Origin of the sequence: Dermabacter sp. HMSC08H10, assembly GCF_001807585.1 — a bacterium.
Taxonomy (GTDB): domain Bacteria; phylum Actinomycetota; class Actinomycetes; order Actinomycetales; family Dermabacteraceae; genus Dermabacter; species Dermabacter hominis.
Genome location: NZ_KV789425.1, coordinates 324,436 through 337,119 on the forward strand (window position 1 = coordinate 324,436; position 12,684 = coordinate 337,119).

Annotated in this window: 14 protein-coding genes and 1 tRNA gene; 8 read left to right on the forward strand and 7 right to left on the reverse strand. The window is 63.7% G+C overall.

The features are described from left to right. Positions 1 to 23 precede the first annotated feature (23 nt). The 3 genes from HMPREF3176_RS07205 to HMPREF3176_RS07215 are packed head-to-tail and all read left to right on the forward strand — an operon-like array spanning position 24 to position 3,065. On the forward strand, positions 24 to 1,124 hold the full coding sequence (locus HMPREF3176_RS07205; protein WP_070459176.1) for a Gfo/Idh/MocA family protein: 1,101 nt from the start codon (positions 24 to 26) through the stop codon (positions 1,122 to 1,124). A gap of 34 nt (positions 1,125 to 1,158) precedes the next feature. After that, complete coding sequence (gene tmk / locus HMPREF3176_RS07210; RefSeq protein WP_070459178.1) at positions 1,159 to 1,920, forward strand: dTMP kinase; 762 nt, start codon at positions 1,159 to 1,161, stop codon at positions 1,918 to 1,920. Further along, positions 1,917 to 3,065: a DNA polymerase III subunit delta' gene (locus HMPREF3176_RS07215; RefSeq protein ID WP_070459180.1), complete on the forward strand. Its 1,149-nt coding sequence runs from the start codon at positions 1,917 to 1,919 to the stop codon at positions 3,063 to 3,065. Before tmk ends, HMPREF3176_RS07215 begins: the two co-directional genes overlap by 4 nt. A gap of 6 nt (positions 3,066 to 3,071) precedes the next feature. Here the strand turns inward: HMPREF3176_RS07215 and HMPREF3176_RS07220 are convergent, their stop codons facing one another. From HMPREF3176_RS07220 to nth, 3 genes are all read right to left on the reverse strand, one after another. Then, positions 3,072 to 3,944, reverse strand: a complete 873-nt coding sequence (locus tag HMPREF3176_RS07220) for a DUF3027 domain-containing protein (RefSeq protein ID WP_016663294.1) — start codon at positions 3,942 to 3,944, stop codon at positions 3,072 to 3,074. Positions 3,945 to 3,947: 3 nt separating this feature from the next. Continuing rightward, the gene (locus HMPREF3176_RS10640; protein WP_016663295.1) at positions 3,948 to 4,331 is read right to left on the reverse strand and encodes a cold-shock protein; all 384 of its coding nucleotides are present in this window, start codon (positions 4,329 to 4,331) and stop codon (positions 3,948 to 3,950) included. 190 nt (positions 4,332 to 4,521) lie between these two features. Further along, positions 4,522 to 5,199, reverse strand: coding sequence for an endonuclease III domain-containing protein (gene nth / locus HMPREF3176_RS07230; protein WP_051120595.1), 678 nt, complete (start codon positions 5,197 to 5,199; stop codon positions 4,522 to 4,524). 163 nt (positions 5,200 to 5,362) lie between these two features. Between nth and HMPREF3176_RS07235 the strand changes: the two genes are divergently transcribed. Beyond that, entirely contained in the window at positions 5,363 to 6,040 is a 678-nt protein-coding gene (locus tag HMPREF3176_RS07235; protein ID WP_016663297.1) for a Crp/Fnr family transcriptional regulator, read from the forward strand. A 114-nt stretch (positions 6,041 to 6,154) separates the two neighbouring features. On the opposite strand, the gene HMPREF3176_RS07240 is transcribed toward HMPREF3176_RS07235, so the two are convergent. From HMPREF3176_RS07240 to HMPREF3176_RS07250, 4 genes are read right to left on the reverse strand one after another with little or no spacing between them, the layout of a single operon-like run. After that, entirely contained in the window at positions 6,155 to 7,000 is an 846-nt protein-coding gene (locus HMPREF3176_RS07240; RefSeq protein WP_016663298.1) for an MBL fold metallo-hydrolase, read from the reverse strand. A gap of 2 nt (positions 7,001 to 7,002) precedes the next feature. Then, positions 7,003 to 7,464: a RidA family protein gene (locus HMPREF3176_RS07245; RefSeq protein ID WP_070459183.1), complete on the reverse strand. Its 462-nt coding sequence runs from the start codon at positions 7,462 to 7,464 to the stop codon at positions 7,003 to 7,005. 6 nt (positions 7,465 to 7,470) lie between these two features. Then, a complete protein-coding gene (locus HMPREF3176_RS10240; RefSeq protein WP_016663300.1) occupies positions 7,471 to 7,647 on the reverse strand; it encodes a Sp36 family protein in 177 nt (58 codons plus the stop codon). A 9-nt stretch (positions 7,648 to 7,656) separates the two neighbouring features. After that, positions 7,657 to 7,962: a WhiB family transcriptional regulator gene (locus HMPREF3176_RS07250; protein WP_016663301.1), complete on the reverse strand. Its 306-nt coding sequence runs from the start codon at positions 7,960 to 7,962 to the stop codon at positions 7,657 to 7,659. Between the two features lie 147 nt (positions 7,963 to 8,109). On the opposite strand from HMPREF3176_RS07250, the gene HMPREF3176_RS07255 reads away from it, so the two are divergent. From HMPREF3176_RS07255 to HMPREF3176_RS07270, 4 genes are all read left to right on the forward strand, one after another. Next, on the forward strand, positions 8,110 to 10,569 hold the full coding sequence (locus HMPREF3176_RS07255; RefSeq protein WP_070459185.1) for a transglycosylase domain-containing protein: 2,460 nt from the start codon (positions 8,110 to 8,112) through the stop codon (positions 10,567 to 10,569). Beyond that, entirely contained in the window at positions 10,562 to 11,497 is a 936-nt protein-coding gene (locus tag HMPREF3176_RS07260) for a metallophosphoesterase (RefSeq protein ID WP_070459187.1), read from the forward strand. The genes HMPREF3176_RS07255 and HMPREF3176_RS07260 overlap by 8 nt, the downstream gene beginning before the upstream one ends. A 114-nt stretch (positions 11,498 to 11,611) precedes the next feature. Further along, positions 11,612 to 11,688 (forward strand) — tRNA-Pro (locus HMPREF3176_RS07265). Between the two features lie 378 nt (positions 11,689 to 12,066). Then, positions 12,067 to 12,684, forward strand: a 618-nt coding sequence (locus tag HMPREF3176_RS07270) for a peptidoglycan-binding domain-containing protein (RefSeq protein ID WP_168161961.1), incomplete at its 3' end; no start/stop codon positions are given.

The window sequence follows — 12,684 nt, forward strand, 5'->3', positions numbered from 1 at the left end:
GGCGGCTCGCGTACGGTGGTGTCATGACTGCACCGTTGACGCTGCCCACGACGTCCGTTCCCGATCCCGCCAAGGCGCCGGGCCTCCGCTGGGGTGTGATCGCCCCCGGCGGGATTGCCAGGAACTTCATCGGTACGATGCACGCGGCGACCGCTTCCCGCCTCACCGCCGTGTGCTCGCGTTCGCTCGAGCGCGCGCAGGCTTTCGCGGAGGATTTCGAATCCGACGCCGGCCTCGCCCACGCCTATGCGAGTGTTGACGATTTCCTCGCCCACGAGGGCCTTGAGGTCGTGTATGTCGCTTCGCCTCACGCTCAGCATTTCGCGCTTGCGACAAAGGTCGTCGAGGCTGGCATTCCCGTCGTGATCGAAAAACCGATGACGCTCAACGCCGCCCAGGCGCGCGAGCTTTTCGAGACTGCTCGACGCACGGGCGCATACGTGCAGGAAGCGATGTGGTCGTGCTTCATGCCGCACTACGACGTCATCCGCCAGGTCATCGAATCCGGCGTGATTGGCGAGGTCACCGCGGTAATCGCCGATCACTGCCAGTATTTCCCCTTCGACCCCGAGCACCGGCTGTATGCCCCGGAACTTGGCGGCGGGGCACTCCTTGACCTCGGCGTATACCCGCTCGCGTTTGCGCACTGGGCCGCGGGATCGCCCACGCAGGTGCACGCGACGGGAACCCTCACCGCAACGGGGGTCGACGAGATGGTCTCGATCTCGGGCCTCTCGGGCCGCACCGTATACGCCGTGCAGACGGGGCTTGGTGCGCGCAGTTCAGTCGAGGCGCACGTACTCGGCACGCGCGGCAAAATCGACGTGGACTCGTGGTTCTTCGTTCCGAATTCCTTTACCGTGACCCAGTTCGAAGCGGGGGAAAACGGCAAGGACGTGACCGAGCGGTTCACGTACGAGGACTCGCTACCCTACTCCCTGCCTGCTCATCCCGATGGCGGCAATTACGGCATGGCCTTCGAAATCGCGGAGGCGGCGCGCAACATTCGCGCCGGCCTTCTCGAATCACCGCGATGGGGTGCGCGCGACACGCTCGCGGTCCTCGAGGTCATGGATCGTGTACGTGAGATTGTCGGTGTGCGCTACCCGAGCGAGGCAAAATAGGGGCGCATTCATCCTCACCTGAGACAATGGCGTCATGTCGAGCATCGATTCCACTGCACCGCGTACGCCTCTGACGACCGCCTCAGCCTCACCGTCGGAAACGGGCCTTTTCGTCACGTTCGAGGGCGGCGACGGCGGCGGCAAAAGCACGCAGATCCCGCTGCTCGAAAAGTGGCTTCGTGGCGAGGGCTCCCCGTTTGCGGGTGCTGACGTCACCGTGACGAAAGAGCCGGGCGGGAGCCCGCTCGGTGCCCAGATCAGGGAGCTGATCCTCCATTCGGATCACGTTTCCGATCGTGCCGAAGCACTGCTCTACGCCGCTGATCGCGCCCACCACGTCGAGAGCGTCGTACGTCCGGCGCTCGCCTCGGGCGGGATCGTGATCGCCGATCGATACCTCGACTCCTCCGTCGCCTACCAGGGCGCAGGCCGCGCACTGAACCCACACGACGTGTACGAGCTGTCGATGTGGGCCACCGAAGGGCTGCTTCCCCACCTCACCATTCTCCTCGACGTCTCGCCCGAGACCCTCGCACAGCGACGCGAAGCCGCGTCCCTGGACCGTCTCGAACGGGAGGGCCGCGAGTTCCACGAGGCCGTGCGCGCGGCTTTCCTCGATCTCGCGCGGCGCGAGCCCGAGCGGTGGATCGTCATCGACGCCTCACGGTCTGTCGAGGACGTCCACGCGGAGATCACGCAACGTTTCGCCGATTGGGTTCGCGTCAATGCCCACACCCTCACGGGCGCCGCTGAACACCCGGTCGAGGGCACCACGACCCCGGATTCGCTCCTGTGAACGTCTACGACACGGTCGTTGGCCAATCCGCCGCGGTCGCACAGCTCTCGCGCGCTGCCTCACCGGGCGGCTCTCTCGCCCAGGCGTGGCTCATCGCCGGCCCGCCGGGATCGGGTCGCTCAAGCATCGCGCGTGCGTTCGCGGCGAGTCTCCTGTGTGACGCCCCGCGTGAGGGTGTTGGCTGCGGACAGTGCCAGCCGTGCCGCACCGTTCTCGCGGGAACCCACGGGGACGTGACCGCCGTGCGTACCGAGACGCTCACGATCTCGAAGGACGACGTTCGTGAGCTCGTGGCGACTGCGCAGCGCGCACCGGCATCAGGGCGCCACCGCGTTCTCATCATCGAGGATGCCGACCGCATGAGCCCGGGCACGTTCAACGTGCTCCTTAAAGCCATCGAGGAACCGCCGCCGCGAACCGTGTGGCTGCTGTGCGTTCCCTCGCCGCAGGATCTCGCACAGACGATTCGCTCACGCTGCAGAGTGGTGAACCTCCAGGTGCCACCAGCGGACGCTGTCGCGACGCTCCTCATCAACCGCGATGGCATTGCACCCGAACTCGCGCATCGAGCCGCGGCGAGCGCGCAGGGGCATATCGGGATCGCCCGCCGCTACGGCCTGCACCCCGAAACCCTCGAGGAACGCGAAGAGTCTGCGCGAAGGCTTCTCGCCCTCACGAGTGTTGGGCACGCGATCGCCTTCGCGAAGGCTCTCATCGAACGCGCCGAAACCGAGGCGCACGCCGAAGCGGACGAGACGAGCGCCCGCGAGCGCGAAGCATTCATGCGCGGAGCAGGCATCGAACCCGGCGGGCGCATCCCTCCGGCACTACGCGCCCAGGTCAAGGCCCTCGACGACGAGGCGAAGCGACGCGCGACCCGCCTCGTGCGCGACGTCATCGACCGCTTTCTGCTCGACATTCACTCGGTGTTCAGGGACGTTCTCGCACTCCAACTCGACACGGGTGCGACGCTCGTCAATCCCGGCATCGAGCGGGAGCTGACCGAGCGCACGCGCGTGCACTCGGCGCAGACCACGCTCGCTCTACTCGATGCCGTGGGGACGGCCCGCAAACGGGTGGGCATGAACGTGCCACCACAGCTCGCACTTGAGGCGCTGCTCGCCTCGGTCGTCGCCGCCCGCTAGGAGACGCTACTTCTCTTCGCTGGCCTTTTTCGCCGCGAGTTTCTCCTGCTCCTTCTTCAAAAGAGCCTCGTCGATGATCGACTTTTCCTCGAAGCGATCTTCGTAGTCGACGGCTTCTTCGTCGAGAACCTTCTCGGGCAGGTCCCCCGCGATGTTCTGCTTCTCGGCGTCGGTCTCGGAATGCGCGCCGCAGCCGTACTGTAGCGACACTACGCGCCCATCGGCAGGCGACCACTCATTCGTGCAAATACCGAATTCCTGGCGCAGCGAACCGTTGAGCAGGGAGAGGAAGCCACACGAGCGGCACTGGGCCTTCACGGTGCCTTTGCGGCCGCGCTTGCTGACCTCGCGCGGGCCGAAATTGCCACTCATCCAGCGTTTTGCGGCGTCTTCGCGGCCCTCGCGCGACAGCACTCGCTTGCGACCGAGGCCGAGCTCCCACATGGCCACTCGATCGGCTTCTTCGTCGTCGGTCTGTTCGTAACCGTGCTCCAGGCGAGAGTCGTCGGCGCTGTAGGGCAGGACGTCGTTTTCCCCGACATCACCGGGGCGAAGACGCTCCGCCCACGGCTCCCACTCGGGTGCGAGAAGGGAATCCTCGCCCGGAATGAGCGCGGTCTCGCAGACGGTCGCGACCTTCGCGCGCGGGGCGCGCGCAAGCACCGCGATCCAGGTCCACCCCGCGTAACCGGGCATCGTGGCCTCAAAAAAGTGCGTGACAAGGCGCTCGCCGCTCGCTTCGGCGCGTACGTGCGCGCCGACCTGATCGGGCTCGGCAACCTCGATCACGGCGGCGGCAGCCTGTTCGATCGCCGCCGCACAAACGGCATCGAGTTTCGGGGCGCGCGTGCGCGCCTTCGCGGGAGCGGTAGAAGTCATCGACTACGCCTCAAAGTTGTCGGCGACGGCGCGCAAGACGGCCGCAACCTTCTGCGCGTGGCCCCTATCGGGATAACGACCGTGGCGGAGCCCGTTCGAGGCGCCGTCGAGAAGCTGGATGAGGTCCTCGACCATAACGGCCATGTCTTCCGGCTTGACCCGACGCGCACGGGCGATGCTGGGTGCAGGATCAAGGAGGCGTACCGTCAGCGCCTGGGGGCCGCGGCTGCCGTCGACCATGTCGAACTCGACGCGCTGGCCTTTACGGAGCTGCTGAACCCCCTCGGGGAGGGTCGACGCGTGCACGTACACGCTCTGGCCATCCTCGCTTACGAGGAAGCCAAAGCCCTTTTCAGCGTCAAAGAATTTGACCTTGCCGTTCGGCACAGTGATTCCTGCCTTTACTCTCGAGCGCTCACGCGCATGAAACAGGCTCCATTCTATCGTGCGCCCTTCGCTGGACGAAAGATCCGCGGCCTGGGTCACCCTCCCCGCTCGGCTCACGCGGGCACCCGCGGCGCGGTGTCCGACGTCGGCTTCACCCCGCCGTCTCTTGGCTTTTTGTTGCTCCTTCCGGCTAGTCCCGAAAGGCGCTCGGGCACGGAACCTCGAGGGCCGCGAGTGGGCACTCGCCACACGCGGGTTTTCGTGCCGTACATAGATTCCGCCCGTGAAAGATCAGCCGGTGCGACAGCATCGTGAGGTCGACGGGAACCTGGCAACCGTCGGCCCCAGCGCGCGCCACCACGTCTTCCTCCACCGTCCGCGGAGCGGAACTCTCGCTCCAGCCGAGCCTGCGCGCGAGCCGGCCCACGTGGGTATCGACCGTGAGTAGCGAGTGGCCGAACCACGTTCCGCGCACCACATGGGCGGTTTTGCGACCAACGCCCGCAAGGGATTCGAGCGCCTTTTGGTCATCGGGGACTTCGCCTCCGAAGTTCGCAGCTAGGCGTGCAGAAAGCTCCCGCACGTGGGCGGTGCGCCTTCCAGCCATTCCGAGCGGACGCACAACGGCCTCAACCTCTGCTTCGGGGGCGCACGCCATGACCTCTGGACTCGGCCAGCGCTTGAACAATTCCGCAGTCACAGAATTCACTCGCGCATCGGTGGTCTGTGCCGAGAGAACCGTCGCGACTAGCAGTTCAAAGGCACTCGAAAAATTGAGCTCGCAACGCGCGTCGGGGTAGAGCTTTGCGAGTTCCTCATCAACGCGCTTTACCGCGGGCACAGCGTGGTCCTTGAGTCCCGAATTCATGCTGCCATTGTGCACGTGTGTCCAGCCAAGCAGAAATAGCACGGGCAGTTTCGGGAATTCCCTGGGCCCCGTCACAGATCAGGTATTACTGTTAAGGAGCACGCGTGTGCACGTCGCACACCCCACAATTTTCCGCTACACCAGCGCAACCCCAGGAGGAACCGTGGACGAGAACATCGTTCGTTCAGCACCGCTTTTTGCCGCGCTCGATGACGACGGCAAGCAGGCTGTCCTTGACTCGATGACTCAGGAGGATTTCCACCGAGGCTCCGTCGTGTTCCGCGAAGGCGATCAGGGCGACCGCCTGTTCATCATCGCGAGCGGCAAGATCAAGGTTGGCCACGCTTCGGGTGATGGCCGTGAAAACCTCCTCGCCGTGCTCGGCCCGGGCGAAACCCTCGGCGAGCTTTCCCTCTTCGATCCGGCCCCGCGTAATGCCACGGCAACCGCTGTCGCCGAGACGACCCTCTACTCCCTCTCCCAGCAGGATCTGTACCGCGTTCTCGCGCAGCGCCCCGAGGTGGCCCGCCACCTCCTCGCTTCGCTTGCACGCCGCCTGCGCAAGACCAACGACTCGCTCGCGGACCTCGTGTTCGCGGACGTCCCCGGTCGCGTCGCCAAGAACCTGCTCGACCTCGCTCAGCGCTTCGGCCGCCAGAGCGACGAGGGCATCATGGTCTCCCACGGCCTTACGCAGGAAGAGCTCGCGCAGCTCGTTGGCGCTTCGCGTGAAACCGTGAACAAGGCGCTTGCCGACTTCGCACACCGCAACTGGATTCGCCTCGAGGCCCGCGCAGTGCTGCTCCTCGACATCGAGCGTCTGCGCCGCCGCGCACGCTAAGCATTCACTGCCACACGGCACAGACAGCACGAAGGGAGCGGCCCCACTCGCGGGTCGCTCCCTTCGTGCTATCTGGCGCGCCCCTTGGGCAGCTCGGTGTTCGTCTTTTCGCTCCTACCGGTCCGTGCCCGTGATGTATTCGAGCGCCGCGCGAATGTTGCGCTCAGCGCCTTCGCGGTAAAACGCGACATCGTCCGCGCTCGCGCCATCGTCTTTCAACGCAGCGAGCTCGCCTCCGTAGATCTCGTTGCACATGCGTCGCACCGTAAGAACCCCGCGCTCGCGCACCTGCCTTACGCGCTCGAGCCGTTCGCGCCAGTACGCGAGCGCCTCTTGCGACGCAACGAGCGCCTCGTGAGGAGCCTCGATCGGGTCACCGTGACCGGGATAGAGGCCCGAAATGCGGCCGTCCATGCACATCACGCGAATGATGTTGAGGCACTGGAGGTACTCGTGGAGCGTGCAGTCCTCGCCCACCACACTTGGCGCCCCACCGAGGAGCGTGTCTCCCGTGAGGAATTCTCCGCCTTCGAGGAGTAGGCCGATCGAATCGGCGGTGTGCCCCGGGAGATGGAGAACATCGGCCACGACGCGCCCGTCGAGAGAAATCTCGCTCGGAACCGGCGCCGCGCCGGGTACCAGGGCGGGTTCCGCAGCCCACAGGGGAACGGTGATGCCGGTTGCGGAACTAAGGGCTCGCCGCACCATCGACGTCGCGCCAGTGTGCCCTTCGTGATGATGCGTCACAATGATGCCGCCGACGCGGCGGGCGCCGGTAGCGACCACCGCGTCGACGACAGCTTGCGCATGTGCACGCGCTGCGGGACCGGGATCGACGATCCACACGGTGCGCCCCGCAGTAAAGATGTACGTGCGCGTGCCATCAAGCGTTCGCGGCCCTGCATTCGGAGCGAGCACCCACGAAAGGTGCACGCCGGAAGAATCGGGCTCGCGCTGCATGACTAGCGGAACTCCACGAGAAGATCCACCTCAACGGATGCATCGAGCGGAAGAGCCGCAACGCCGACGGCCGCGCGCGAATGCGAACCAGCCTCACCGAGGACGTCACCGAGCAGCTCGCTCGCGCCATTGATAACGCCGGGCTGGGCAGTGAAGTCGGGAGCCGACGCGACATAACCCGTCACCTTGATGACGCGCGTGATGCGGTCGAGATCCCCGATCTCAGCCTTGATCGCGGCCAGGGCATTGAGGGTGGCCTTCTCAGCTTCCTTCTTCGCTTCCTCAGCCTCAACCTCGGCACCCACTTTGCCGGTCACCTCGAGCTTGCCGCCCACTAGCGGCAGCTGGCCGGAAGTCTGCACGAAATTCCCGGTCACAACGGCGGGAACATAGGCGGCAACGGGCTTTGCCACCTCTGGGAGGGAAAGGCCGCGCTCGCTAAGCTTTTGTTCGACGGTACTCATAGAAAATCAGGCTCCTTCGGTGATGGGTCGCTTGAAATAAGCAACGAGAGATTCGGGCCCTTGCGGCCCTTGGATGACTTGGACAAGCTCCCAACCATCGGAGCCGAAATTGTCCAGGATCGCCTTGGTGTTGTGGATCAGCAGCGGTGTCGTGAGGTATTCCCACTTGTGAATCGTAGCCATGCACCCAGCTTAGCGGGGGGCGCTTGAACCTTTCCGGTTCTCGAGCACGGGCAGCCACGATGTGACTCCCGGGTGTTCGCGAAGGAGGCGGCGCCGTTCGCGTTCCGTCATGCCGCCCCACACACCGAATTCAATGCGGTTGTCGAGCGCGTCGGCAAGGCACTGGTTGAGCACGGGGCATGAACGGCACACCACTTTGGCCTTGTGTTGATCGGCACCCTGCACGAAAAATTCTTCGGGATTGAGGCTCGCACACGCCCCTTGGGCCGCCCAATGCCGCGTGTCGTGAATCGTGTCAACGCTGCCCACGCTCACTGCCGCACCTCCCGGATTGACTCACTTCGAATTTTGGCGTGACTCCATACTAATAAAAGTGTGACGCGACCCCCAATTCGAGGTCTCCCCACAACTTTCACACGCGCGATACTGCCCTTTGGGCGCCCGCCTTAGTAGGGTGTGGACATGCCTCAGTCTCAGCAGGAGCCAATGGTTCGGTCGAATTCGAACGAACCGACCACCACTCTCACCCAAGCCGTCACGGGCGTGGGCGGCTTGCTCGCCGTGTGTCTTCTCGCCGGCGTGCTGCTTGCCGCCTTCTTCCTTCCTGTCGTGACCGCGATGTCGGCCGCCGCGAAAGATGGCGCGAACCTCTTTAACTCCCTCCCGAGTGAGCTCGACGTCGCGCCCCTCAACGAGGCCTCACGCATCGAGGCGGCCGATGGCAGCCTGCTCGCGACCTTCTACTCCGAGAACCGCGTCATGGTGCCGCTCGACAAGATCGACGAAGATCTTCAGCACGCCGTAGTGGCGGTCGAGGACCGCCGCTTCTACCAGCACAACGGGTTCGACCCGCAGGGAACGTTCCGCGCCCTCGTCTCCAACCTTTCCGGAAAGAGCCTTCAGGGCGGATCGACGCTCACCCAGCAGTACGTGAAGAACGCTCTGCTCATGGACGCATTCCAGCGCGGCGATGACGAGGCGATTAAGGCAGCGACCGAATCCTCGCTCATTAGGAAACTCCGCGAGGCCAAGATCGCCATCTCCCTCGAGAAAAAGTGGAGCAAGGACGAAATCCTCAACGGCTATCTCAACGTAGCGCAGTTCGGACCTTCTCAGTATGGGGTCGAGACCGCAGCCCAGCACTACTTCTCCAAGAGCGCGGAAGATTTGACGCCGGGCGAAGCAGCCCTGCTTGCCGGCATCACCAACTCCCCGAACGGAAACGACCCGGTCAAGCATCCGAAAAACGCCCTCAAACGGCGCAACCAAGTGCTCTACGACATGTACCAGCTTGGCTACATCAACAAGGAGGAATACGAAACCTCCAAAGAGCAGCCGATCGAGGACATGCTCAAGATTACCGACGCACGCGCGGGTTGCTCGACCGCCGGAGGCAACGGCTTCTTCTGCGATTACGTCACGCGCACGCTCATGCGCGACCCGAAGTTCGGCAAGACTAAAGAGGAACGCCGCAGGCTCCTCTATGGCGGCGGTCTCACGATCAAAACGACCCTCGATCCCGCCCGCCAGAAGATCGCCCAAGACATCGTCAACCGCAAGGTTCCCGCGGATTCCGAGTCGGGATTCGGTCACGCGATCGTGAGCGTCGAGCCAGGCTCGGGCAAGGTGCGGGTCATGGCACAAAACCGCACCTTCAACCCCTACAAGGACGCTAAGCCCGGCGAGACTTCACTCAACTACACGGCCCCCAGCTATCTTGGCGGCGGAAACGGCTTCCCTGTGGGCTCGACCTTCAAGCCATTCGTTCTCACGACATTCTTGAGCGACGGCGGCTCGATCTGGAACTCCGTGCCGCGCGGCTCGAACACGTTCAACAACTTCCCGGCGCACTGCCTCAAGAAAGGTCGCTGGCGCTCGGGCACGGGGTGGCGTCTTAAGGACGCCGGTCGAGACATCCACGGCTCCATGAGCGTTCTCGACGCCACCAAGTTCTCGATCAACACGGCGTACGCCAACATCGCGCTGCGCACCGATCTGTGCAACATCGCTGATACCGCGCGTACCCTCGGCGCGGTCCCGGGTAACTGGGACGACGCGGACCCGAAGCTCAAGGAAAAGTCCGTTAACGATATGTTCGGAACGAACCTCTCCCCGGCATCGCAGGTCATCGGCGAGATTAACATCCCCGCCGTGAGCATGGCCGCTGCATACGCCGCGTTTGCGGCCGAAGGTAAGTACTGTAAGCCGCAGCCGATTGAAGCGGTGATTGACCGCAACGGCAAGGAGCTTCCGTTCACGAGCTCGGAATGCACTCAAGCCATCAAGCCCGAGGTTGCGAACGCCGTGGCATGGACCCTCATGCAGGGGCTTTCGGACCCGAAGGGTACGGGCAAGGGCAAGACGATCCCCGGGCACGATGCCGGCGGTAAGACCGGAACCTCGGGGAAGCAGTATCACACGTGGTACGTAGGCTTCACGAAGAACCTCTCCACCGCGGTGTGGTTCGGCAACCCCACCTCCAACCGTCGGCCCACCGGCGTGAAGGTCGATGGGCAGCGCCTCGTAGGCAACGTGTGGGGCAGTACGGTCTCGCTTCCCACGTGGCAAGAGTTCATGATCAAAGCCCACGAGGGGCTTCCCTCGCTTCCGTTCCCGCCGAAGCCCCAGGGCGTCCAATCCGCCCCGCCAACGCGGGATTCCGGGGGCTCAAGCGAAGAGGGTCCAACGGAGCAGCCGCAGGCCCCGAAAACTCCAGCTCCCGCGCAGCCTGACGGGAATGACACCAACCAGGGAAACGGGAATGACACTAACCAGGGAAATAGTGACACCAATGCTGCGCGTGCGGAAACGGCGCCGGTGAAAGAGCGCGTCCCCGATAGCGACGGCTATATTTACGTCTACCCTGGCGATCCTGATTATGACGACTACACCGAGTACGAGGAGTTCTACCCCGGTGACTAGCGCGAAGCCACTCGCTCTCATTGGCGGCGCCGGCGCGCTTGCAGCCGTCGGAACCGCTGCGGCAGCCCACGTGTGGGCCCGCCACATCGAGATTAACCTTTTCGAAATCCGCGCACTCGACCTGCACGTTCTCCCTTCCGGGGCTCAGCCAATCCGCGTGCTCCATATGTCGGATGCACACTTGCTTCCAGAGCAAACGAAGAAGCGTGAATTTTTGCGAAGCCTCGCTTCGCTTGAGCCCGACCTCGTCGTCAATACCGGCGACAACGTGGCCAGCGAAGATGCTATCGATGCCATCGCACGCGATATCGCGCCTCTCCTCGAACGCCCGGGGCTTTTGGCCCTCGGCTCCAACGACAAATACGCAGCGGGGAAGCGAAACATTTTCCGCTACCTCCTTCGCGATCCCAGGCCAAAGAACTTCCGTGACGGCGTTCAGAATGAGCCGCTCGAGGTCGAACGGCTCGTCGCGAAATTGACCGCTGGCGGATGGACGAATGTTTCGAACGCTCGAGCCCTCATCGAGCTTCCGGGCTGCGACGTGGAGGTTGTCGGGGTCGATGACCCTCACCTTGAGCACGACGAGTTTCCCCCGGTCGATCCGGCGTGTGCTGCCAGGGGCACCCGGCCTTCCGTCAAGATTGGCGTCACCCATGCGCCCTATAAGCGCGTGCTTGACCAGTTTGTCGACGATGGGGGCGACCTCATTTTCGCGGGGCACACTCACGGTGGCCAGCTTGCGCTTCCGTATTTTGGCGCGATCGTGACGAATTGCGATCTTCACCGTTCACAGGCAAAAGGACTCAGTTTCCATCGAGGCGTTCCGCTGCACGTCAGTGGCGGTATTGGAGCGAGCCCCTTCTACAACATGCGTTTTGCAAACCGGCCGGAGGTCACGCTCCTCACCCTCAGGCCTCGCCTGACCTAGAGCTCGGCGCTCGGCACGGTGGTGGCGATCACGCCACATCGATTCGCTTCATGACGCGCGAAGGCGCTATAGTTGATGAGGTTCGCGAGCCTTTCAAGGTTTTCGCGAAATTTTCGGGGTGTGGCGCAGCTTGGTAGCGCGCTTCGTTCGGGACGAAGAGGTCGCAGGTTCAAATCCTGTCACCCCGACCACCAGCAAAAGCCTCCGCTTCGGCGGGGGTTTTTTCTTTCCCCATTTCGAGTTTCCTCATGTCCTTAGTCGAGCACCTTTAGCACGAATACACGCCACGAAATTACATCGATGTAACTACCATGATGGAGTTTTTTTGAAAAGCCACCACGGCATTACTTTGGCCAATTATCGGTAAAGGTTTGGCAAATTTGGGCTTCTGATTGATTCCTGAGAGTCCCCGAGCCCCCTACCCCTCACCTAATGTGGAGCGCGAGTCATGCACGTGACTTGCCCCCCGCGATCGCTTCCCGTCACTTCGGGGGGGAGCTTCCTCGATGTGCACCCTGTGGCGGGAATTGGTGCGGACACCAATCGCGAGGGTAGGAAAGTTGCTCTCTATGCTTCGTACTGCACAGCGCGGCACACACCGTGCCGAAGGCCCCGCCGTCATCGACTACAGCAGCCTCCTCGCCCCTGTCTCCAAGGGTGCCGTTGGCGCTGCCGCCCTCACCGCCGTTGCAGCAACCGCCGCCACCGGCCTCGGGCTCGCTCCCGCCGATGCTGCACCTTCCACGCATCGCGGCCCCGTTTCACAGGCAGGCACCAAGCTTCCGTCCATCTCTGCGCTCGGCACGAGCCCGCTGCGCACCGGAAGCGGCGGCAAGCATGTTCAGGCACTTCAGTCGCTTCTCAACCACCACGGTGCAAGCATCAACGTTGACGGTTCCTTTGGCCGCAAGACCCGCAATGCGGTTGTCACGTTCCAGTCGTCGGCTGGCATCGGTGTGGACGGCGTTGTCGGTGCCCGCACCCGCTCAGCTCTCGTGGCGAACAACCCCACCGCGGTGAACGGCACTCCGAAGCTTCGCCCGGGTTCTCGCGGCAATGCGGTCGTGAGCCTCCAGAACCTGCTCAAGGCCGCGGGCGCGGACATCAAGGCGGACGGCGTTTTCGGCCGTAGCACGAATACCGCGGTCCGTAACTTCCAGTCGTCGGCCGGCATCGGCGTCGACGGC